This window comes from Streptomyces sp. bgisy027 (genome assembly GCF_057710365.1).
The window spans coordinates 223,823-245,492 of the sequence record NZ_JBYIVZ010000004.1; the positions used below are offsets into that span (position 1 = coordinate 223,823).

Here is a 21,670-nt window from a genome sequence, read left to right on the forward strand (position 1 = left end):
CATGCGCCCCGGACTCGTCGCCCTCGCTTCCGCGTCCCTCCTCGTGCTCGGCGCCGCGCCGGGCGAGGGGCCGCCGCGGCCGCTGCCCGCGCGCATGGCGGACACCGGCGGCGGCAGCCAGCTGATCACCGCCGTCGCACCGCGGGCCGGCTCGACGTCGGGGACGGTGACCTGGTGGAACCGGGTCGACGGGCGCTGGGTGAAGGCCGGTTCGGCGTCGGCCCGGTTCGGTGCGAAGGGGCTCGTCCGGGGCACGAAGCGCAGACAGGGCACGAACACGACACCGACGGGGCTGTACGGGCTGCCGTACGCCTTCGGCATCGACAAGGCGCCGCGCGGGACGACGTACAGGTACCGCCGTGTGCACCAGGGCTCCTGGTGGTGCCAGGACAACGGCTCCCGTGCCTACAACCGGTGGAGCGAGCCGCGCGCCCGTGACTGCCGGGCCGCCGAGTCCGAGCACCTGATCTCCTACGGGGCGCTGTACGCGCACGCACTCGTCATCGGCTTCAACTACGACCGTCCGGTGAAGGGGCGCGGCGCCGGGATCTTCCTCCATGTGAAGGGGCGCGGGGCGACGGCCGGTTGCGTGTCGGTGTCGCGGGACGCGATGCGGCGGATCCTCAAGTGGGCCGAGCCGAAGCGCAGACCGCACATCGCGATCGGCACGGCGAGCGGCGCCACGGCGATCACCCGGTACTGACCCGGCACCGGACAGCCATCACTGAACACACGGGCCTTCCCGCACGTATCTCTGGGCCAAGGGACCCCGCCACCCCCCTTGCTCCCGTCCCCGGAGGAACCGTGACCACCACGATCGCGGGCGGCCGTGCCGCCCGACGCCAGACGATGCGCCGCATCCGACCGCGCCGCTCCCCGGCCGTTCCGCTGGTGGTCGCCCTATGGGCGGGCGCCGCCGCCGTGCTGTGGCTGTGGTGGGACAACACCCCGTCCCTCGCGGACAACACCGCCAAGATCATCGCCGCGGGCCGGATCACCGGTCTGCTCGCCGGCTACCTGATGGCGCTCGTGGTGCTCCAGATGGCGCGGGTGCCCGCGCTGGAGCGGCGGGTGGGCTCGGACCGGGTCGCGCGCTGGCACGCGATGAGCGGCCGGTACACGGTCTGCCTGGTCGTCGCGCACGTCTTCCTGATCATGTGGGGCTACGCGCTCCAGGCCGGCAAGACGCTCGGCGGCATCGTCCAGCAGACGATCGACTCGGTCAACACCCTGCCGGACATGGGCAAGGCGGCCATCGGCACCGGCCTGCTGTTCCTCATCGCGCTCATCTCGATCGGGGGCATCCGGCGCCGGATCCCGTACGACACCTGGTACCACGTGCACCTGCTGACGTACGCCGCGGTGTTCCTGACGTTCTGGCACCAGATCACCACCGGCAACGAGTTCGCCGTCGCGCCCACCGCGAAGACCTTCTGGTACGGGCTGTACGGAGCGGTGACCGCGGCCGTGCTCTGGTACCGGGTGATCACCCCGATCCGTCTGAACCTGCGGCACCGGATGTACGTCGAGGCGGTCATCGAGGAGACGCCGGGCATCGTGTCGGTGCTGATCGGCGGGCGCAAGCTGCACCGGATGGGCGCGGAGGCCGGGCAGTTCTTCCGCTGGCGGTTCAAGGCGCCGGGCATGCGGTTCAGCTCCCACCCGTACTCCCTGTCGGCGGCGCCCCGCCCCGACATGCTCCGGATCACCGTGAAGGCGATCGGCGACCACACCTCCCGGCTGCGCGACCTGAAGCCCGGCACCAAGGTGTGGGCCGAGGGTCCGTACGGCGCCATGACCGCCCAGCGCCGCAGCCGGGGCAAGGTGCTGCTGGTGGCGGGCGGCGTCGGCATCACGCCGATGCGGGCCCTGTTCGAGACGCTGCCGGGCGCCTCCGGTGACATCACGCTGCTCTACCGGGCCAACAGCACCCAGGACCTGGCGCTGTGGGACGAGCTGGCGAAGATCGCCGACGAGCGCGGTGCCCGGCTGATGTACGCGGTCAACAGCCCCGACGGCGAGCGGCCCGACATCTCCGCGGAGCGGTTGCAGCAGAAGCTCCCCGACATCGACAAGCACGACGTGTTCATGTGCGGGCCGACCGGCTTCGCACAGTCCGTCTACGAAGCACTGCGCGACGCGGGCGTGCCTGCCCGCCGCATCCATCACGAGTCGTTCGAGATGTGAGCGACGGGACTTCGAGACTTCAGGAGCTGTAGAAGCCATGAGGAAGAGTCACCCCATCCGGCGTGTCGTGCTGGCCGGAGCGGCCACCGTGTCCGGGATCGTGCTGCTGCTGTCGCTGAAGCCGGCGTCCGACCCGGGTTCCGCGCAGGCGGCGGGCGTCGGCGCACCTCCGGCGGCCTCGGCCCAGGGCGGCGCCCAGGCCGCCGGGTCCGGCACGGTCACCGGTGAGGCGGCGCAGACCCAGTACGGCGCCGTGCAGGTGCGGCTGACCGTGAGCAACGGCAAGATCACCCGGGCCGAGGCCGTCCAGGCGCCCAAGGGCGGGCAGAGCGACCAGATCACCGCGAACGCCGTGCCGAAGCTCAACCAGGCGGTCGTCACCGCGCAGAGCGCCGAGATCGACGCGGTGTCCGGGGCGACGTACACCAGCGCCGCCTACAAGGAGTCCCTCCAGTCGGCGATCGACAAGGCGAAGGCGAGCGGCGGCTCCTCACAGGGCTCGGGCTCACAGGGCTCCGGCTCTCAGGGCTCCGGTTCGCAGGAGTCGGGCGCCGCGCAGGCCAAGACGGTGACCGGCGGGGTCGCGCAGACCCAGTACGGCCCGGTCCAGGTCCGGATCACGGTCAGCGGCGGGAAGATCACCCGGGCCGAGACGGTGCAGGCGCCCAAGGGCGGGCAGAGCGACCAGATCACCGCGAACGCCGTGCCGAAGCTCAACCAGGCGGCCGTGACCGCCGGCAGTGCGGACATCGACGCGGTGTCCGGGGCCACCTACACCAGCGCCGGCTACAAGGAGTCCCTCCAGTCGGCGCTGGACCAGGCCGGTGGCTGACACGGTGGTGGAACCGACACAGGCTCCCGCCGCGGTACGTCGGGCGGAGGAGGTCATGGGGACGGTCGTCTCCTTCGACGTCCGCGGCGGGGATTTCGGTGCCGTGCAGTCGGCGCTGGAGGAGGCGGTCGCCGGGCTGCACCGGGTCGACGAGGTGTTCAGCACGTACCGCGACGACAGTCAGATCTGCCGGCTGGCGCGCGGGGAGCTGACCATCGACGAGTGCGACCCGGAGGTGACCGAGGTCCTGGACCTGGGCGCCGAGGCGGAGCGGCTCAGCGAGGGCTGGTTCAGCACGACCTACGAGGGCCGCTTCGACCCGACCGGCATCGTCAAGGGCTGGTCGGTCGAGCGTGCGGCGCGCCGCCTGGCGGACGTTCCCGACGTGAGCGGCGTCAGCGTCAACGGCGGCGGCGACGTCCAGCTCCTGGGCGCACCGGGCCCGCAACGCCCTTGGCGCGTGGGCGTGTCCGACCCTCTTCGCCCCGGCGGCCTGGCAGCCGTGATCTCCGCCGCCGGCCTGAGCGAACTGGCGGTGGCCACCTCCGGCACGGCGGAACGCGGCGCCCACATCGTCGACCCCCGCACGGGCCGCTCCGCGGTCACGGACCTGGTGGCCGTGACCGTGGTGGCCCCCCGGCTCACCTGGGCGGACTGCTGGGCGACGGCGGCCTTCGCGATGGGTTCGCGGGAGGGCCTGACGTGGCTGGAGTCGCTGCCCGACGTGGAGGCGCTGCTGATCACCGCGGGCGACGAGGTCCGCTGCACGGGAGGCCTGGCGGCCCGACTCGGGTGAGTGGGCCCGCCCGGGGGCGCGGGGAACCGCGCGACCGGCCACGAGCCACCCGCAGTCGGCGACTGGGCGCCATCACCCCACTCAGTGGCCGTTCTGGGCCAACCGCAGCAAGTGATCGGCGAGAGCCTGACCCCCCGTGGGGTTCCGGCTGATCAGCAGCAACGTGTCGTCACCGGCGATCGTCCCCAGAATGTCGTGCAGCTCGGCCTGGTCGATGGCCGAGGCCAGGAACTGCGCGGCCCCCGGAGGGGTCCGCAGGACCACGAGGTTCGCCGAGGCCTCCGCGGAGATCAGCAGCTCCTGCGACAGCCGCCGCATCCGCTCTTCCTTCGCCGACTCCCCCAGCGGCGCACGGGGGGTCCGGAAACCCCCCTCGCTCGGCACCGCGTAGATGAGGTCGCCGTCGTTGTTGCGGATCTTCACGGCGTTCAGCTCGTCGAGGTCCCGGGAGAGCGTCGCCTGAGTGACGCTCAGCCCGTCGTCGGCGAGCAGCTTCGCCAGCTGGCTCTGCGACCGCACCGGCATCCGGTTCAGGATGTCGACGATCCGGCGGTGGCGGGCGGTGCGGGTCTGCGGCACGGCAGGCCCTGCGACCCCGTTGTGCTCGTGGTCCTGCGCCTGACTCATCGTCGTCCCATTCTCCGGATCATGCGTCCCCGTCGGCCGTGTCGGCCCCGTCCAGGATGCCGGGAAGGGCCTGAAGAAGCGCCTCCACTTCGTCGTCCCCGAGGTTCAGCGGCGGCATGAGCCGTACGACATCGGGGGCGGGCGCGTTCACCAGGAATCCGGCGTCCTGAGCCACCTGCTGCACCTTGGCGGCGAGCGGCTCGGTGAGCACGATACCCAGGAGCAGGCCCGCACCCCGGACATAATCGATCAACCGGTGATCGAGAGCGTCGATTCCGTCGCGCAACTTCTCGCTCTGCTGCTTGACGTTCTCCAGCAACCCCTCGTTCGCGATGGTGTCCAGCACGGCCAGACCCGCGGCGCACGCGACCGGGTTCCCCCCGAAGGTCGTCCCGTGGTGACCGGGCTGCAGCAGCTCCGCCGCCCGGCCGAACGCGACCGTCGCGCCCAGCGGCAGCCCGCCGCCGAGCTGCTTGGCGAGGGTGACCACGTCCGGCAGGACGCCCTCGCTGGCCTGGTACGCGAACCAGTGCCCGGTACGGCCGGTGCCGGTCTGCACCTCGTCCAGGACCAGCAGCGCGCCGGTCGCGGCGGTGATCGCCCGCGCCGCCTTGAGGTACCCGGCCGGCGGGACCACGACGCCGTTCTCACCCTGGATCGGCTCGATGATCACCAGGGCCGTCTCCTCGGTGACGGCCGCGGCCAGCGCCTGCGCGTCGCCGTAGGGCACGTGGGTGACGTCGCCCGGCAGCGGCAGGAACGGGTCCTGCTTGGCGGGCTGGCCGGTGAGCGCGAGGGCGCCCATGGTGCGGCCGTGGAAGCCGCCGTCGGTGGCGACCATGTGGGTCCGCCCGGTCAGCCGGCCGAGCTTGAAGGCGGCCTCGTTGGCCTCGGCGCCGGAGTTGCAGAAGAAGACCTTGCCGTCCCGGCCGAACAGCTGGAGGAGCCGTTCGGCGAGGGCGACGGTCGGCTCGGCCATGAAGAAGTTGGAGATGTGGCCGAGGGACGCGATCTGCCTGCTCACGGCATCGACGATCGCCGGGTGGGCGTGGCCGAGCGCGTTGGTGGCGATGCCGCCGACGAAGTCGAGGTACTGCCTGCCGTCGGCGTCCCAGACCTTCAGGCCCTCGCCGCGCACGAGAGGGAGCCGGGGGGTGCCGTAGTTGTTCATCAGCGAGCCCTGCCACCGCTGGGCGTACTCCTGATTGACGGTCATCCGGCGTCCCCCTCTGGCGCGTCCGGCACGACCATCGTGCCGATTCCCTCGTCGGTGAAGATCTCCAGCAGGATCGAGTGCTGGACCCGGCCGTCGATGACGCGGGCGGTGGTCACGCCGCCGCGGACGGCATGCAGACAGCCCTCCATCTTCGGCACCATTCCGGAGCTCAGCTCCGGCAGCAGCTTCTCCAGTTGGGAAGCGGTGAGGCGGCTGATCACCTCGTCGGAGTGGGGCCAGTCCTCGTAGAGGCCCTCGACGTCCGTGAGGACCATGAGGGTTTCGGCGCCCAGAGCAGCAGCGAGTGCCGCAGCCGCCGTATCAGCATTGACGTTGTAGACATGTCCGTCGTCCTGGCTCCGGGCGATCGACGAGACGACCGGGATACGGCCGTCGGCCAGCAGGGCCTCGATCGCGCCCGTGTCGATGTCGGTGATCTCGCCGACCCGTCCGATGTCGACGAGTTCGCCGTCGATCTCGGGCTGGTGCCGGGTGGCGGTGATGGTGTGGGCGTCCTCGCCGGTCAGGCCGACGGCCAGCGGGCCGTGCTGGTTGAGCAGGCCGACCAGCTCGCGCTGCACCTGTCCGGCCAGCACCATCCGTACGACGTCCATGGCGTCCTCGGTGGTGACGCGCAGGCCGGCCTTGAACTCGCTGACGATGCCGTGCTTGTCGAGGGCGGCGCTGATCTGCGGGCCGCCGCCGTGCACGACGACGGGCTTGAGGCCGGCGTGGTGCAGGAACACCACGTCCTGCGCGAACGCGGCCTTCAGCTCCTCGTCGACCATGGCGTTGCCGCCGAACTTGATGACGACGGTCTTGCCGTTGTGCCGGACCAGCCAGGGCAGCGCCTCGATGAGGATCTGGGCCTTCGGGAGCGCGGTGTGCTTCCGCGCGGGTGCGTTGCTCATGACGAGTAGGCGCTGTTCTCGTGGACGTAGTCGGCGGTCAGGTCGTTGGTCCAGATCGTGGCGGTGTCGGAGCCCGCGGCGAGGTCGGCGACGATGTGCACCTCGCGGTAGCGCATGTCGACCTTCTCGCGGTCCTCACCGACGCCGCCGTTCTTGCAGACCCAGACGCCGTTGATGGCGACGTTGAGCCGGTCGGGCTCGAAGGCGGCCTTGGTCGTGCCGATCGCGGAGAGCACCCGGCCCCAGTTGGGGTCCTCGCCGTGGATGGCGCACTTGAGGAGGTTGTTGCGGGCGATGGAGCGGCCCACCTCCACGGCGTCGTCCTCGGTCGCGGCGTTGATCACCTCGACCTTGATGTCCTTGCTGGCGCCCTCGGCGTCCCGGATCAGCTGCTGGCCGAGGTCGTCGCAGACGTGGCGTACCGCCTCGGCGAACTCCGCGTATTCCGGGGTGACTTCGGAGGAACCCGAGGCGAGCAGTAGCACGGTGTCGTTGGTGGACATGCAGCCGTCGGAGTCGACGCGGTCGAAGGTCGTGCGGGTGGCGGCCCGCAGCGCCCTGTCCAGATCGTCGCTCCCGACGACCGCGTCCGTGGTGAGCACGACCAGCATGGTGGCGAGGCCGGGGGCGAGCATGCCCGCGCCCTTGGCCATGCCGCCGACGGTCCAGCTGTCCTTGGTCACGACGGACGTCTTGTGGACCGTGTCGGTGGTCTTGATGGCGATGGCCGCCTTCTCGCCACCGTGCTCGCTCAGGGAAGCGGCCGCGGTCTCGACACCGGGCAGCAGCTTGTCCATCGGGAGCAGGACCCCGATCAGACCCGTCGAGCAGACGGCGACCTCGATCGCGCCGCGGTCGAGCACCTCGGCGACCTTCTCGGCCGTGGCGTGGGTGTCCTGGAAACCCTTCGGACCGGTACAGGCGTTGGCGCCGCCGGAGTTCAGCACGACGGCCGAGATCTGGCCGCTCCTGAGGACCTGCTCGGACCACAGGACCGGGGCGGCCTTGACGCGGTTGGAGGTGAAGACGCCCGCGGCGGCGCGGCGCGGACCGTCGTTGACCACGAGGGCCAGGTCCGGATTGCCGGTCTCCTTGATCCCGGCGGCGATGCCCGCCGCCCGGAACCCCTTTGCTGCCGTGACACTCACTGCGTCTCCTTGTTCGCTTCTCCGCCGCCCGTGCAGCGCAGAGGTGCGGCTTTGTCCCCCAGTGCCTCAAGGGCCTGGGAGGTACCCCCGGTTGTCTGCGGCCCGGTGGCCGCACGTGCGTCGCTCACGGTGCGACTCCGATCGTGGAAAGCCCGGTGTTCTCGTGGAACCCGAGGGCGATGTTCATGCTCTGGACGGCACCACCGGCCGTGCCCTTGGTGAGGTTGTCGATGGCGCTGATCGCGATGATGCGGTTCGCGGCGGCGTCGAACGCGACCTGCACCTGAACGGCGTTCGAACCGTGGACGGACGCCGTGGCGGGCCACTGCCCCTCGGGCAGGAGGTGCACGAAGGGCTCGTCGGCGAAGGCCTTCTCGTACGCGGCGCGGACGGACTCGGCGGTGACGCCGTCCCTGGCCCGCACGCTGCATGTGGCGAGGATGCCGCGGGGCATGGGCGCGAGGGTCGGCGTGAAGGAGACCGTGACCCGCTCCCCCGCCGCCGCGCTGAGGTTCTGGATCATCTCGGGCGTGTGCCGGTGACCGCCGCCGACGCCGTACGGCGTCATGGACCCCATGACCTCGCTGCCCAGCAGATGCGGCTTGGGCGCCTTGCCGGCGCCGGACGTGCCGGAGGCGGCGACGATCACGGCCTCGGGCTCGGCCAGCGAGGCGGCGTACGCCGGGAACAGGGCGAGCGAGACAGCGGTCGGGTAACAACCGGGCACCGCGATGCGCTTGGACCCCTCCAGCGCAGCGCGGGCACCCGGCAGCTCGGGAAGGCCGTACGGCCAGGTGCCGGCGTGCGGGGAGCCGTAGAACCGCTCCCAGTCGCCGGCGTCCTTCAGCCGGAAGTCGGCGCCCATGTCGACGACCAGCACGTCCGGGCCGAGCTGCTCGGCGACGGCCGCGGACTGCCCGTGCGGCAGGGCGAGGAAGACGACGTCATGCCCGGCCAGCGCCTCGGGCGTGGTCTCCTGGAGCACATGGCCGGCGAGGGGCAGCAGGTGCGGCTGCAGCGCACCGAGTCGCTGCCCGGCGTTCGAGTTGCCGGTCAGGGCCCCGATCTCGACCTCGGGGTGCGCCAGGAGCAGACGCAGCAGTTCCCCGCCCGCATACCCGCTCGCTCCGGCCACTGCCGCACGTACCGCCATGGAATCCTCCTCTAGACGGCATGACTATACGTATCGCCGCAGTTTTATGCAATCACTGATCGCTGATCGCTGCCACGGAGGCTCCGCGAGCGGTGCCGAGAGAACCAGCTCTGTCCAGGACATGTCCATGAGCTGATGTCCCCGGGCGCACGTCAGGGGATCACTACAGGTGGGGGACATGACCGAATGCGTCCGCGCGCCCGGAAAGGGCGCGAAGGACGGCGGCGGCTCCTTCGACGTGACCCTGTGGCGCGCCGACGGCATGGTGCCGGACGACGCCGTCCTGCTGCCGCTCGCCGAGAAGGTGCTGCCGACGGTCCCGGGACGGACCGCCGGCGGCTGACGCGCTCCGTCACCTCTGCTTGAGCCGCAGGAACGTCACCGAGTTCGCCGGGAAGGTGTACGTGAATCTGTCCGCGACCCCCGGGACGGTGGACGTCGCCGGGGTGACCGGCGCGTCCGTCTCGGTGTTCACGGCGTCCTGGTCGGCGGCGAGGGTGGTGACCCGGGCCGTGGCGGCGACTCTGGCGCCGCCCAGGTCGATCGCGGTGCGGGCCTCGGCCGGCTGGGCGTTGACGACCTTGACGATCAGGTCGCCGGTCCGGGCGTCCTCCGTGACGACCTGGCGGAACGGCTCGGCCGGCTTGTCGTCGGTGAAACTGCCCCACTCCTGGCCGTCGAGGTACAGCGTGACCTGGCGGCCGCGCACCTTGACGTCGATGTCGTAGACGCGGCCCGTCTCGATCGAGCCGGCCTTGGTCAGCAGCGTGCCCTTGCCGCCGTCCACGGCCTGCTCGACGGCGGACTGGGTGTTGTTCCAGCCGCCCAGGTTCCACCAGTAGTAGTTGCCGGTGTCCTTGACGCCGAAGGCGACGAGGAAGCCCTCCTTGCCGGACTTCTTGGTGGCCTTCACATGCAGGTCGTAGTCGTGCCAGGACGGGTCGCCGGCCTGGACCATGGTGTTCTCCGCCGCCGTGTCCGTCTGGACGTACTGGCCGTCCTGGACGCTCCAGCTGCCGGCGCCGGTGTGCGTCCACTTCCATGCGTCACCGGAGAAGTCGTCGCTCAGCAGCGTCGAGCCGTCCGCCGCGGTGACCTTCACGTCGTCGTACGCGGCGCTGGTCGCCCAGGTCGAGAGGCCGACGGCACCGGTGATCGGGCCGCTGACGTCCGGGGTGGTGGTGGCCTTGGAGGGGACGACCCGGTCGCCGACGTTGTTCATGAACAGCTTCTGGACCTCGTAGTTCGCCGAGTTCCAGGAGGCTCGGTTGTTGAACCAGACCAGGTCCGGACGCCACTGGACGTAGTCCTCGTTGGCGAGCAGCGGGGCGTACGAGGCGAGCTTGACGACGTCCGCGTTGCGCTCCAGACCGGTCATGAACGCGGCTTCGGAGAGACCGTTCTTCCAGGCGTTGCCCTGCGAGGCGTACTCGCCGAGGAACACCTTCGGTCCGCCGCGGTCGTAGGAGTCGTACCGGTCGTTGTTCTGGAGGAACCAGTTGGGGCTGTTGTAGTAGTGCTCGTCGACCATCTCGACGTTCGCCTCGCGGTTGAGCTTCCAGGCGGTGTCGAAGGTGGTGCCGGCGTCGTCGGGGCCGGAGTTGGAGACGACCGTGATGTCCGGATACTCGGCCTCGATGGCGGCGCGGAACCGCTTGAAGCGGTCGAAGAACTCCTCAGGGAGGTTCTCCTCGTTGCCGACTTCGAGGTGCGTGAGGCGGAAGGGCCGCGGGTGGCCCATCTCGGCACGGAGCCCGCCCCACTTCGAGGTCGCCGGGCCGTTCGCGAACTCGATGAGGTCGAGAGTGTCCTGGATGTGCCTCTTGAGCAGCGCCTCGTCGTCGACGGCCTTGTTCTGGCCGCAGCCGGTCACCAGGGCCGGGACGACGGGCAGCGGCATGGCGCCGATGTCCTCGGAGAAGCGGAAGTACTCGTAGTAGCCGAGGCCGTAACTCTGGTTGTATCCCCAGAAGTTGGCGTTGGTGGCGCGCTCCTCGACCGGGCCGACGGTGTCCTTCCACTGGTAGGAGCGCTTGCGCTGCCAGCCGGAGGCCTCGCTGTAGTCCTCCATGGAGCCGGTGTTGACCAGGCAGCCGCCCGGGAAGCGCACGAACCCCGGGTGCAGGGCGGCGATCTTCTCGGCGAGGTCCTTGCGCAGGCCGTTCCGCTGGTTCCGGTAGGTGTCGCGCGGGAACAGGGACACCATGTCGAGGGCCGCCGCGTCGGTGGCGGCGACGGCGAGGCGGCCGCGGTTGCTGGTGCGGGTCGCGGTGAACGTGGCCCGGTACTTGGCCCAGCCGCCCTCGACGGCCACCTGGCGGGCGGTCGCCAGCGCGCCGGCGGCGTCCTTCAGAGCGACGGTGAGCGTGCTGCCGCTGTCTGCGCGGGCCCACACCGAGAAGTCGTACCGCTTGCCCTGCTCGACCCGGATCCCGGTGTTGTAGCCGGCGTTCGTGACGGACGAACCGGCGCCCAGCGAGAGGTAGTTGCGGTTGCGCTCGTTCAGTCGGCCGGCGTCGTTCACGACCTGGCCCGTGCCGCCGACCGTCCAGGAGGTGAGGGGCGTGTACGACCCGTTGTCGGCCGTGGAGTACTCGAAGGACCGGTTCTGGACGAGCTCGGCGTACAGACCGCCGTCCGCGGCCCGGTTGATGTCCTCGAAGAAGACGCCGTACATCGTGTCGTCGATCGCGGCGCCCTCGGCGGCCGGGTCGACGGTGATCGAGTAGTCGGTGACGTCCTCGGCGTGCGCGGTGGCGGTGGGGACGAGGCCGGCCGCGACCAGGAGGGCGGTGGCGGCTGTGCCGTATCTCCAGCGGATGCGTGGCATGGATACTCCGCGGCTCGATGTTCGAAATATCAGACACTGATCAACACTTCGAACGGCAAGATAGGGAGGGGGATTCGGAGGCGTCAACGGTTCGCACGGTTTCGAAAGTTGTCGGACGAGCCGGGAGAGTCGGGAGGGCGGAACGGATGGGCGAGTTCTGGCCGGTAGCGGATGCGCTGGCATATCTGGCCGGAGGCTGGCGCGCCGAGCGGTCGGTGCGGGACCTCGCGACCGGGGACGAGGGCGAGTTCTCCGGCACGACGGTCTTCGAGCCACTGGAGGACGGGGAGCCGCTGCGAGGGCTGCCGCAGGGGGTGCCGCGAGGGCTGCCACAGGGGGTGCCGCGAGGGTTGCCGCAGGGCGCGCCGCAAGGACTTCCGCAGGGCACGCCGCAAGGACTACCGCAGGGAGCACCACAAGGGCTGCCACAGCAAGCACCACAAGGACTCCCGCAGGAAGCACCACAAGGGCTGCCACAGCAAGCGCCGCAAGGACTACCGCAGGGCGCGCCGCGGGGACTGCTGCACCACGAGTCCGGCACGTTCGTGTGGCGGGGCGTGCCGCGGCCCGCCGAGCGGACGCTGCGCTTCCTGCCGGGGAGCGCGCCGGGGACGGCGGACGTGCGCTTCGCCGACGGTCGCCCGTTCCACGACCTGGACCTGTCCTCCGGCCGCCATGTCGCCGACCACCCCTGCTCGGCCGACCTCTACCGGGGCGAGTTCACCGTCCGGGACGCGGACCACTGGCGGTCGGTGTGGCGGGTGCGCGGACCGGCCAAGGACCTGGTCCTCACCACCGACTACGCACGCGAGCGCTGAGTCGACCCCGCGTCGAAGCGGAGGTTCCAGCGCCCCGCGCGACCGGTGACCGTGGTCGCCGACAGCGGGCGTACGTCGATGTTCCAGTACATCGACGGCGGCGCCTTCAGCGCGTACACCAGGGCCGCACGGATCACCGACGGCTCGGCCACGGCGACGATACGGTCGCCGTCGTCCACGGGCCGGGTGTCGAGCCAGCCGCCGACCCGGCCGATGAACCCGAGCAGCGACTCACCGCCGTGCGGCGTGGCCCGCGGATCGGCCAGCCAGACGTCCACGGCATCCGGTTCGCGGGCCATCGCCTCACCGAGCGTGAGCCCACCCCAGCGGCCCATGTCACAGTCGCGCAGGGCGAGTTGCACCAGCGGGGCGTAGCCGAGGGCGTCGCCGGTCGCACGGCTGCGCGGGGTCGGCGAGCAGTAGCGCAGCTCGGCCGCCGCCAGCGGCAGCAGGCCGTACGCGACGCTCTGCACCTCGTCCCAGCCGGCCTGGTCCAGCGGCCGGTCGTCCTGGAAGCGCTCCGCGAGCAGCGAGGAGCTGCGCGCGGCGGCGACGAACGTGACCCGAAGTGACATGCGGTGATGGTGTGACGCCGAAGTGACCAGGTCAAGAGTGGTTGTGCGGGCGTCACCGAGGGTGGACGAAGGCTTACTGCGGGGTCAGGATCAGGCGGACAAGTAGCCGGAAAACGAGCAGATGGAAACTTCAAGTACGCCCCTCCCGGGCGCCGTCGACGAGGGGGCGGCCGGCCACGGGGTCAGAAGTAGAGCGCCATCCACTGGTCCGGGTTCTCCAGCGGCGCGAACCCGAGCTTCGCGTAGACCCCGTGCGCGTCGTGCGTGGCGAGCAGGATGCGCCGGAGCCCGTACGGCCGCAGGTGCTCCCGCGCCTCCCCCACGAGCGCCGATCCGATGCCCTTGCCGCGCACCGACGGGTCCACGTACACGTCGCACAGCCACGCGAAGGTCGCCCGGTCGGTGATGATCCGGGCATACGCCACCTGATCCCCCGAGACCGACTCGTACACCCCGAAGTTCAGCGACCCGTCGATCGCCCGGTCCTGCTTCTCCCGTGCCCGCCCGAGCGCCCAGTACGCGTCGGTGGACAGCCACCGATGCACCCGCTCCCGGTCGATACGGTCCGGGTCGACAGAGATCTCATAGCCCTCGGCGAGGCTCGGGGTGTCGGTCATGCGGCGAGATTCGCAGGAGCAGGGCACGAACGTCGACCGGTTTTCGCCGGCCGCCACCAACACCCCAAGGGGCGCGGGGAACCGCGCGACCGGCCACGTCGGCGCCGCAGACGGACGACGCCCCAACCGGCCCTGCCGACGAAGCGTCAAAGCACCTCGTCGCAAGCCGCCCGCAACCGCCGCACCCCTTCCGTGATCTCCCCCAGCCCCGCAACGGCCGCGAAGCTCAGCCGCATATGACCGGCCGGGGGCTCCGCGCTGAAGTACGGGCGCCCCGGCGTGACGGCGACGCCCGCGCGCAGGGCCGCGGAGGTCAGCGCCGACTCTCCCCCGGGACCGAAAGCCCGGGAGGAACCCCCGGTGCCGTCGGGCAGGCGGAGCCACAGGTGGTAGCCGCCGGACGGGATGTGCGGAAGGGCCAGCTCGGGCAGATCCAGACGCAGAGCCGCCGTCATGGTGTCGCGGCGGGTCTTCAACTCGGCGGAGATCGCCCGCAGATGACGGGGCCAGGCGGGCGAGCCGACCAGCTCCACGGCCGCTTCCTGCAAGGGGCGCGGCACGAAGAAGGAGTCGACGACCTGGATCGCGCGCAGCCGCTCCAGCACCGGACCGCGGGCGGCGAGCGCGCTCACCCGGAAGCTCGGCGAGGTCGCCTTGGTCAGTGAGCAGACGTGGACGACGACGCCGTCGGGGTCGTCGGCGGCCAGCGGGCGCGGCAGCGGCCCCGCATCCTCGTGCACCAGCCGGCGTACGAAGTCGTCCTCGACGACGAAGGCGCCGGCGTCCCGCGCGATGCGCAGTACCTCTCCGCGCCGGTCCGGGGCGAGCATCGCGCCGGTCGGGTTCTGGAACAGCGGCTGGCAGACGAAGACGCGGGCGCCCGTCGCCCGGAAGGCGTCGGCGAGCAGCGACGGGCGTACCCCGTCCGCGTCGACCGGGACGGGGACCGTACGCAGACCGGCGCCGCGGGCGATCGCGAGCATGCCCGGGTACGTCGGCGACTCCACCAGCACCGGCGCGCCCGGCGGCGCGAGCGCCTTGAGCGCCGTCGTCAGCGCCGACTGGCCGCCCGCGGTGATCAGCACCTCGGCCGCCGTGACGGCGCCGCCCGCCCCGCCGATGCTGCGCGCGAACCACTCGCGCAGCTCCGGCAGCCCTTCCATGGGCGGCCTCCCCCACGCCCCGGGCCGTCGCCCGGCCCGCGACAGCGCGGCCGCCATCGCCCGCTCCGGCTGCAAGGACTGGTGCAGGTAGCCGCCGTTGAACTCGATCACGCCGGGCGGCGGAGCGGCGAGCGAGACGAGCACCCCGGACGCGTCCACCGAGCGCGGGACGAGTTCCGCCCCGCCTTCCGCGCTGAGGGTGACCTCCTGCCAGGAGGTGTCCCCGGCGGGGGCCACGCGTGTGTGCGGCTCGGCGCGGAACGACCCGGCGCCGGGGCGGGTGACCACCAGGCCCTCGGCCGCGAGTTGCGCGAGGGCGCGGGAGACGGTCACGGGGCTCACCCGGAACCGTTCGACGAGCGCACGGCTTGACGGGAGCTTTCCACCGGGAGAGTAGCGGTTCAGCTCCCGCCGCAGCTGATTCGCCAGTTCACTGACACTGCTACGCTCATGCATGAGGACCGAGAATAGCGCTACCGACCCGAGCCCGATAGCAGTCACCGCCGAGCCGGCCCCGACCGCCACGGCCACGTCCCCCACGCCGGTCACCGCGGTCGCCCCCGTCAGGCGGGCCGCTCCGGCGCGCGCGACCCTCGGCGGCACCCTCCAGGCCGCCCTCGGTGTCGCGGCCTTCTCCCTCACCTTCCCCGCCACCGCGTGGGGTCTGGAGAGCTTCGGCCCCTGGTCCCTGGTCGCCGTGCGCAGTGTGCTCGCCGCACTCATCGCGGGCGGCTGCCTGCTCGCGGTGGGGGTCTCCCCGCACGAGCGGAGCCGAGCGTGGGGGAGGGTCCCACTGCCCGCCCGCCGGCACTGGGCGGGCCTGGCGGTGGTCGCTGCCGGAGTGGTCGTCGGCTTTCCCCTGCTCACCACTCTCGCGCTCCAGACGTCCACCACCGCGCACGCGGCCGTCGTGGTCGGCCTGCTGCCGCTGACCACCGCGCTGTTCTCGGCCCTGCGCGTCGGCACCCGCCCCTCGCGCACCTTCTGGCTGGCGGCGCTCACCGGCGCCGCCGCGGTGGCCGCCTTCACGGTGCAGCAGAGCGGCGGCGCGCTGACCACCGCCGACCTGTATCTCTTCGGGGCCCTGCTGGTGTGCGCCGCCGGCTACACCGAGGGCGGCCGGCTGGCCCGCGTCATGCCGGGCTGGCAGGTGATCGGCTGGGCGCTGGTGCTGTGCCTGCCCATCGGTGTGCCGGCCGCCGTGGTGGCCCTGTCCCACGAGGCCGTCCAGCTGTCCTGGCACGGCGTGACCGGGCTGCTGTGGGTCGCGGCGGGCTCGCAGTTCCTCGGGCTCGTCGTCTGGTACCGGGGCATGGCGGCCATCGGCATCCCGAAGGCCAGCCAGTTGCAGTTGGCCCAGCCCCTGCTCACACTGGTGTGGTCGGTGCTGCTGCTGGGCGAGCACCTGACAGTGGCCGCCCCGCTGACGGCCGCGACGGTGCTCGTGTGCATCGCCGTGACTCAGCGGGCGCGTGGCTGAGCGGGCCCTGACGACCCACTTCCAACCACCGCTCCACGCCGTAGACTCAAGGCCACGGACCGCTGCTCCCGCACCTGGTGAGGAGGACCGACAGATGCGTGCAACCGTGGGCGACCAGCTTGTGCAGCACGGCAGGGTGGTCGGGCAACACGACAAGGTCGGCGAGATCGTCGAAGTCCTCGGCCACGAGGGCAACCCCCCGTACCGCGTCCGTTTCGAGGACGGGCACGAGGGTCTGTGCTCCCCCGGCCCCGACACCGAGATCCGTCACCGGAAGACGACGACGAGGTAGCCCGGCGAGGCGGCCCGGTCGCAGTCCCCGAGGGGCGGATCAGCGTGGTGCGATCGCCGGCCGCTCGTAGTGGTCGGCGACCACCCGTGCCATGGCCCCGATCCGGTCCGCCGCCAGGTCCTTCGCGGCGAAGTAGACATGTCCGCGTGCCTCCGGGTGGCCCTCGGCCAGTGTGAGGTGCCGCGACAGCTCGGCCGGATCCTGCCAGGCGGCGGGCTGCGCCGCGTCCCCCGCCTTGTAGAGCGCCTCTCCGACGTAGAGCTTCGTCCGGCTCCCCCGCGCGACCTGCGCCCACCACGGCAGCAGTTTGGCGTAGTCCGCGACGGCGAAGCCGATGTTCCAGTACAGCTGCGGGCAGATGTAGTCGATCCAGCCCTCGCGCACCCACTTGCGGGTGTCCGCGTACAGGTCGTCGTACGTCTCCACCCCGGCCCGGGTGTCAGATCCCTGCGGGTCGGAGGCGGCGTTGCGCCACACGCCGAACGGGCTGATGCCGAACTGCGCGGTGGGTCTGATCGCCCTGATACCGGCCGCCATCTCCAGGATCAGCTTGTCGATGTTGTCCCGCCGCCAGTCGGCCCTGGCCGCGAAACCGCCGCCGTGGGTGTCGTACGCCTCGTCGTCGTCGAAGCTCTGCCCGGCCACCGGATAGGGGTAGAAGTAGTCGTCGAAGTGGACCGCGTCGACCGGGTAGCGCGCCACCGCGTCGAGCATCGCCCGCTGCACGAAGGCGCGGACCTCGGGCAGCCCCGGGTTGTAGTAGAGCTTGCCGCCGTACGGCACCACCCAGTGCGGGTGCCGGCGGGCGGGGTGTGTCTCGGTCAGCCGGCCGAGGTCGGTGTGGTTGGCGATGCGGTACGGGTTGCACCAGGCGTGCAGCTGGAGCCCGCGGGCGTGGGCCTCCTCCACCGCCGTGCCCAGCGGGTCCCAGCCGGGGTCCTGGCCCTGGGTGCCGGTGAGGACCTGGGTCCACGGCTCGTAGGGCGAGGGCCACAGGGCGTCGGCGGTGGGCCGCACCTGGAGGATCACCGTGTTCAGCCGGCAGCGCGCGGCCGCGTCGAGGTGGGCCATCAGTTCGGCGCGCTGCTCGTCCGCGGTGAGCCCCTGCCTGGAGGGCCAGTCCCGGTTGGCGACGGTCGCCACCCAGACCCCGCGCATCTCGCGGGTCGCCCACCGGCGGTTCCGGTTCGCTCCGTCCGCCACGGCGGAACCGGCCGCCATCGCGCCGCCTGACCCCACGAGTGCCGACAGTGCGGTCACCGTGAATGCCCGCCGTGACAGCCATGACTCCCGGTTGCGCATCCTCTTCGTACCTCCGTGTGCCGTGGTCAATGGCCCCACCCCGGGATGGATCCACACGTTCTGGACCTGACCCCGTGTCAGCCTTTCATGCGGCACCCGAACGATCGATCACGCTCCGCCGAAGGTAACGTGCAGGTTTGGAGCAGGCGCCGAACAACGGCGGACCTGCCGCAGTCGTGGATCAGCGAAGGGGTCGATGTGACCGGCATCTCCGGAGATATTGCACGCGTCGGTGTGGTGGGCTGCGGCCAGATGGGAGCGGGCATCGCCGAGGTGTGCGCCCGCGCCGGACTGGACGTGAAGGTCGCCGAGACCACCGGCGAGGCCCTGGAGATCGGCCGTACCCGGCTGTTCAACTCCCTGGACAAGGCGGCCGAGCGCGGCAAGATCAGCGAGGCGGAGCGGGACGAGACACAGGCGCGGCTGTCCTTCACCACCGACCTCGGCGAGTTCGCCGACCGTGATCTCGTGATCGAGGCCGTCGTGGAGAACGAGCAGGTCAAGACCGAGATCTTCCAGGTCCTTGACCAGGTCGTGACCCGGCCGGACGCGATCCTCGCCTCCAACACCTCCTCGATCCCGCTGGTGAAGCTCGCGGTCGCCACCTCGCGCCCGGACCAGGTCATCGGCGTGCACTTCTTCAACCCGGCCCCGGTGCAGAAACTCGTCGAGCTGATCCCGGCGCTCACGACCTCCGAGGGCACGATCGCCCGCGCCCAGTCCTTCGCCGAGAAGCTGCTGGGCAAGCACGCCATCCGCGCCCAGGACCGCTCCGGCTTCGTGGTGAACGCCCTGCTCATCCCGTACCTGCTCTCCGCGATCCGGATGTTCGAGTCGGGCATCGCCAGCCGTGAGGACATCGACAACGGCATGGAGCTCGGCTGCGCCCACCCGATGGGCCCGCTCAAGCTGTCCGACCTCATCGGCCTGGACACGGTCGCCTCGGTGGCGGACAGCATGTACGACGAGTTCAAGGAGCCGCTGTACGCCGCTCCTCCGCTGCTGCAGCGCATGGTGGACGCCGGCCGGCTGGGCCGCAAGACCGGCTCCGGCTTCTACACCTACGGCTGATTACGGTCGGTCAGATTCCGGCCAAGCACGCGGGCCCGGCACCGGACAGGTGCCGGGCCCGCGTCATTCACACACCGTGTGCGCGCCGGGCTCGCATATGCCGTTCGCACACTCTCCCCATGCGTCCACCAGGCGAGTTCACTTTTCCTGCGCATGCCAGGGATTCGAGACGACTACGGAAAGGAGCGGACACGTGACCGCCGATCCCGAGCATCCAGTCGTATCTGGAGAACTCGCAGAGTTACGACGCCGCCTCGACGTCGCCTACGCCCGCGTGGAGGGCGGGCTGACTCTGCTCACGCACCGCACCGAGGAGACCGCCAAGGAACTCGACGACCTGAACACCCGGATCCACACACTGGAACACACGCGCTGGCCGCTGCCCGCGGTCGCCGCCCTCACCGCCGTGGGTGCTCTCGTCGTGGCGATCTGGCAGGCCGTGGGGCGCTAGCCCGGCCGGCGCACCCGCTCGGGGACGTCGTTTCAAGGCAGGACGTCCTGGCCGAGCCTGAGATGGTGCAGCAGCAGTAACGCGGCCGCCATGTTGGCGGCCGGGACCTCCCCACGGGCGACCATGTCGGGGACGAGCTTGAGCGGGACCCATTCCCTGCGGTCCGACTCGAAGTCGTCCACGGGATGCCCGACGTACTCGCCCTCGTCGGCCCAGTAGATGTGGTGCCGGGCGTCGGTGAGCCCGTTGGAGGGCTCCACGCTCATGAGGTGGTGCAGGGGTCCCGGCCGCCAGCCGGTCTCCTCCTCGAGTTCCCTGGCGGCCGCGCGGGCGATGTCCTCGCCGTCCTCGACGACGCCCGCCGCGAGCTCCCATCCCCAGCTGTCGGTGATGAAACGGTGGCGCCACAGGAGGAGGACTTCGTTGGCCTCGTTGACCACCGTGGCCACGGCCACCGGCCGCAGCCGTATCAGGAAGTGGTCCAGGTGCCGACCGTCGGGCAGCTCCACGTCTGCCAGGTTGACGGTGAACCAGCGGTTCTCATACACAGTTTGTTCGTTCTGTTTCGTCCACTGCACGGTTCTGCCACCTTCCGTCGAGTAAGTGGCAATATCGCAGCAGGGACTATGAGGTGTCGGTGTTCGCGTACCCGCGCGCACCGGCCTACAGCGGTACGCGCAGCGCTCCGTCGATGAGTTCGGCGGCCTCGGAGGTGCCCGCGCCGCCGCTGCGCACCAGGTGTTCGCGTACCGCCCGGAGTCTGTCACGCAGGCGCTGGGACTCCATTCCCCGCGCCTGCTCGGCCATCTGTACGGCGGTGGCCACGGCCTTGTCGGCGTTGCCCTGGCGCAGCTCGATCGTGCTGAGCATGGCCAGCCGGTGCACCCGGCCCCGGTCGTGCGCGGGGTTGTCGACGGCGGCCGTGGCATGCTCCCCCGCGGCCGCGAGCTCCCCGAGGCTCAGCAGCGCCTCCGCCACCTGGACATTGACGAGGCCGGGCTGGACATAGCCCGTTTCGTCGGGTTCGTATCCGCGGTGGATGCGTTCGGCGGCCTGTTCGGCACGCCGGATGCAGGACAGGGCGCTCGTGCCGTCGCCGAGGTGGGCGTACGCCTTCGCCTGCATCGCGTACAGATCGGAGGCGAGTGCCGGGGTGATGTGCTTGCCGGCGGCCCGCAGCGCGGCCTCCGCGAAGGCGACCGCCTGCCGGAACTCCCGCATGAACAGTGCCTGGTTGACGAGCAGGGCGATCACATACGCACCCAGCCCACGGTCCCCACTGGCCTTCGCCAGCCGCAGCGCCTGATGGAAGTACCGCTGGGCGAGCCCGTGCGCGTCGGAGTCGTAGGCGCAGATCCCGGCGATGGCCACCAGCCCGCCCGTGGCCCGGTGCAGTTGGCGCCCGGTGGCGTCGGTGTAACTGCCGCGCAGCAGCGGGGCGGCCTCGGCGTTGAGGAAGCCGACGATCCGGGTACGGGTCGCGATGCCGCCCGCCTTGCGGTACATCTGCTCGTAGTGGGTGCGCGCGGCCCGCAGCATGTCGATGTCGGCGGAGGTGACCCGGTGCCGTCCCCCGCGCGAGACGTCGACGTCCTCGGGCGGGTTCTCCCACTCCCACACCGGCATCACGGCGGGTGTGCCGGTGACCGCGGGGGCGCCCAGTATGTGCGGTCGCTGCTGCTCGTCGGAGCGCCACAGGGCGGTGGCCCGCTCGACGAAGCCGGACAGCGTGGTGGTGTGCGCGGAGTTGGGTTCACCGGGGACGCCGAGACCGATGTCGTCGAGTGTGACGGTACGGTGCAGCCGGCCGGCCAGCACCTCGCAGATCAGGTCGGGCACCTGGCCGCGGGGCCGCTGTCCCTTCAACCACCGTGCGACGGCGGTGTGTTCGTATCTCAGCGCGAGCCCGCGCGCCCGCCCCGCCTGGTTCACGTGTGCTGCCAGCCCCGCATGCGAGATCCCGGCCTCGTCCAGGATCGCGTCGAGCAGAGTGTTGGGCTGCATATATGCCCCCCGGGTGGCCTCGGTGACCGTCAGACTAGTGCGACCCGGTTCACACGGGGTGTGAACGGAGTACGCGAATCCGTAGCGTGCGCGCGCTGTCGCGGAGAGTTTCCCACCGGTTGACTGAGATGCCTCGCAAAGAGGCCGGCCGGGCCGCCGGCTCCCCCTCGTACAGTGCGGCGGCCCGCTTCCGCGCC

The 21,670-nt window shown here is 71.1% G+C and carries 21 protein-coding genes and 2 pseudogenes; 11 read left to right on the forward strand and 12 right to left on the reverse strand.

Annotation, left to right across the window (positions count from 1 at the left end; all coding sequences use genetic code 11):
- Position 1 precedes the first annotated feature (1 nt).
- The 4 genes from AC3ETA_RS06225 (at position 2) to AC3ETA_RS06240 (ending at position 3,815) form a co-directional block, all read left to right on the forward strand.
- On the forward strand, positions 2-703 hold the full coding sequence (locus AC3ETA_RS06225) for a L,D-transpeptidase family protein (RefSeq protein WP_432191785.1): 702 nt from the start codon (positions 2-4) through the stop codon (positions 701-703).
- A 101-nt stretch (positions 704-804) separates the two neighbouring features.
- Entirely contained in the window at positions 805-2,187 is a 1,383-nt protein-coding gene (locus AC3ETA_RS06230; RefSeq protein WP_432191786.1) for a ferredoxin reductase family protein, read from the forward strand.
- A gap of 37 nt (positions 2,188-2,224) precedes the next feature.
- A complete protein-coding gene (locus AC3ETA_RS06235; RefSeq protein ID WP_432191787.1) occupies positions 2,225-3,019 on the forward strand; it encodes an FMN-binding protein in 795 nt (264 codons plus the stop codon).
- Positions 3,012-3,815: an FAD:protein FMN transferase gene (locus AC3ETA_RS06240; RefSeq protein ID WP_432191788.1), complete on the forward strand. Its 804-nt coding sequence runs from the start codon at positions 3,012-3,014 to the stop codon at positions 3,813-3,815. Before AC3ETA_RS06235 ends, AC3ETA_RS06240 begins: the two co-directional genes overlap by 8 nt.
- Positions 3,816-3,896: 81 nt before the next feature.
- Here AC3ETA_RS06240 and AC3ETA_RS06245 read toward each other — a convergent pair whose 3' ends face one another.
- The 5 genes from AC3ETA_RS06245 to argC all read right to left on the reverse strand — a co-directional run bounded on the left by AC3ETA_RS06245 (position 3,897) and on the right by argC (position 8,870).
- Positions 3,897-4,442: an arginine repressor gene (locus AC3ETA_RS06245; protein ID WP_030959635.1), complete on the reverse strand. Its 546-nt coding sequence runs from the start codon at positions 4,440-4,442 to the stop codon at positions 3,897-3,899.
- A gap of 19 nt (positions 4,443-4,461) precedes the next feature.
- Positions 4,462-5,658, reverse strand: coding sequence for an acetylornithine transaminase (locus tag AC3ETA_RS06250; RefSeq protein WP_432191789.1), 1,197 nt, complete (start codon positions 5,656-5,658; stop codon positions 4,462-4,464).
- Positions 5,655-6,569 (reverse strand): acetylglutamate kinase, encoded by a 915-nt coding sequence (argB, locus tag AC3ETA_RS06255; protein WP_432191790.1) that lies wholly within the window; start codon positions 6,567-6,569, stop codon positions 5,655-5,657. Before argB ends, AC3ETA_RS06250 begins: the two co-directional genes overlap by 4 nt.
- Positions 6,566-7,717 (reverse strand): bifunctional glutamate N-acetyltransferase/amino-acid acetyltransferase ArgJ, encoded by a 1,152-nt coding sequence (gene argJ / locus AC3ETA_RS06260; RefSeq protein ID WP_432191791.1) that lies wholly within the window; start codon positions 7,715-7,717, stop codon positions 6,566-6,568. Before argJ ends, argB begins: the two co-directional genes overlap by 4 nt.
- A gap of 124 nt (positions 7,718-7,841) precedes the next feature.
- On the reverse strand, positions 7,842-8,870 hold the full coding sequence (argC, locus tag AC3ETA_RS06265) for an N-acetyl-gamma-glutamyl-phosphate reductase (RefSeq protein ID WP_432191792.1): 1,029 nt from the start codon (positions 8,868-8,870) through the stop codon (positions 7,842-7,844).
- 178 nt (positions 8,871-9,048) lie between these two features.
- Here argC and AC3ETA_RS06270 point away from each other — a divergent pair, with 178 nt between their 5' ends.
- A complete protein-coding gene (locus AC3ETA_RS06270) occupies positions 9,049-9,213 on the forward strand; it encodes a hypothetical protein (protein WP_432191793.1) in 165 nt (54 codons plus the stop codon).
- Positions 9,214-9,222: 9 nt separating this feature from the next.
- Here AC3ETA_RS06270 and AC3ETA_RS06275 read toward each other — a convergent pair whose 3' ends face one another.
- Positions 9,223-11,700 carry an alpha-L-arabinofuranosidase C-terminal domain-containing protein gene (locus AC3ETA_RS06275; RefSeq protein ID WP_432191794.1) on the reverse strand — a complete coding sequence of 826 codons (2,478 nt, stop codon included), beginning with the start codon at positions 11,698-11,700 and terminating at the stop codon, positions 9,223-9,225.
- A 146-nt stretch (positions 11,701-11,846) separates the two neighbouring features.
- Here AC3ETA_RS06275 and AC3ETA_RS06280 point away from each other — a divergent pair.
- A pseudogene (locus AC3ETA_RS06280) lies at positions 11,847-11,987 on the forward strand (DUF6314 family protein); the annotation flags it as partial.
- A 228-nt stretch (positions 11,988-12,215) separates the two neighbouring features.
- Positions 12,216-12,518: pseudogene (locus tag AC3ETA_RS06285) on the forward strand (DUF6314 family protein); the annotation flags it as partial.
- Here AC3ETA_RS06285 and AC3ETA_RS06290 read toward each other — a convergent pair.
- The 3 genes from AC3ETA_RS06290 to AC3ETA_RS06300 form a co-directional block, all read right to left on the reverse strand.
- Entirely contained in the window at positions 12,500-13,093 is a 594-nt protein-coding gene (locus tag AC3ETA_RS06290; RefSeq protein ID WP_432191795.1) for a histidine phosphatase family protein, read from the reverse strand. The pseudogene AC3ETA_RS06285 and the gene AC3ETA_RS06290 overlap by 19 nt on opposite strands.
- 182 nt (positions 13,094-13,275) lie before the next feature.
- Positions 13,276-13,710 (reverse strand): GNAT family N-acetyltransferase, encoded by a 435-nt coding sequence (locus AC3ETA_RS06295; protein ID WP_432191796.1) that lies wholly within the window; start codon positions 13,708-13,710, stop codon positions 13,276-13,278.
- Between the two features lie 146 nt (positions 13,711-13,856).
- The gene (locus AC3ETA_RS06300; protein WP_432191797.1) at positions 13,857-15,329 is read right to left on the reverse strand and encodes an aminotransferase-like domain-containing protein; all 1,473 of its coding nucleotides are present in this window, start codon (positions 15,327-15,329) and stop codon (positions 13,857-13,859) included.
- Between AC3ETA_RS06300 and AC3ETA_RS06305 the strand changes: the two genes are divergently transcribed.
- On the forward strand, positions 15,328-16,353 hold the full coding sequence (locus AC3ETA_RS06305) for a DMT family transporter (RefSeq protein WP_432191798.1): 1,026 nt from the start codon (positions 15,328-15,330) through the stop codon (positions 16,351-16,353). The two genes, AC3ETA_RS06300 and AC3ETA_RS06305, sit on opposite strands and share 2 nt — an antisense overlap.
- A 94-nt stretch (positions 16,354-16,447) precedes the next feature.
- Complete coding sequence (locus AC3ETA_RS06310; protein WP_269643374.1) at positions 16,448-16,645, forward strand: DUF1918 domain-containing protein; 198 nt, start codon at positions 16,448-16,450, stop codon at positions 16,643-16,645.
- Positions 16,646-16,684: 39 nt separating this feature from the next.
- On the opposite strand, the gene AC3ETA_RS06315 is transcribed toward AC3ETA_RS06310, so the two are convergent.
- Positions 16,685-17,947 (reverse strand): glycoside hydrolase family 10-like protein, encoded by a 1,263-nt coding sequence (locus tag AC3ETA_RS06315; RefSeq protein ID WP_488187631.1) that lies wholly within the window; start codon positions 17,945-17,947, stop codon positions 16,685-16,687.
- 198 nt (positions 17,948-18,145) lie between these two features.
- Here AC3ETA_RS06315 and AC3ETA_RS06320 point away from each other — a divergent pair, with 198 nt between their 5' ends.
- Together AC3ETA_RS06320 and AC3ETA_RS06325 are read left to right on the forward strand one after the other, a co-directional pair.
- A complete protein-coding gene (locus AC3ETA_RS06320) occupies positions 18,146-19,018 on the forward strand; it encodes a 3-hydroxybutyryl-CoA dehydrogenase (RefSeq protein ID WP_125524822.1) in 873 nt (290 codons plus the stop codon).
- Between the two features lie 193 nt (positions 19,019-19,211).
- On the forward strand, positions 19,212-19,469 hold the full coding sequence (locus tag AC3ETA_RS06325) for a hypothetical protein (protein ID WP_432191800.1): 258 nt from the start codon (positions 19,212-19,214) through the stop codon (positions 19,467-19,469).
- 32 nt (positions 19,470-19,501) lie between these two features.
- On the opposite strand, the gene AC3ETA_RS06330 is transcribed toward AC3ETA_RS06325, so the two are convergent.
- Together AC3ETA_RS06330 and AC3ETA_RS06335 are read right to left on the reverse strand one after the other, a co-directional pair.
- Complete coding sequence (locus AC3ETA_RS06330; protein ID WP_330353296.1) at positions 19,502-20,047, reverse strand: NUDIX hydrolase; 546 nt, start codon at positions 20,045-20,047, stop codon at positions 19,502-19,504.
- 85 nt (positions 20,048-20,132) lie between these two features.
- On the reverse strand, positions 20,133-21,473 hold the full coding sequence (locus AC3ETA_RS06335; protein WP_030952278.1) for an NsdA family TPR-like regulatory protein: 1,341 nt from the start codon (positions 21,471-21,473) through the stop codon (positions 20,133-20,135).
- Positions 21,474-21,670: the final 197 nt, after the last annotated feature.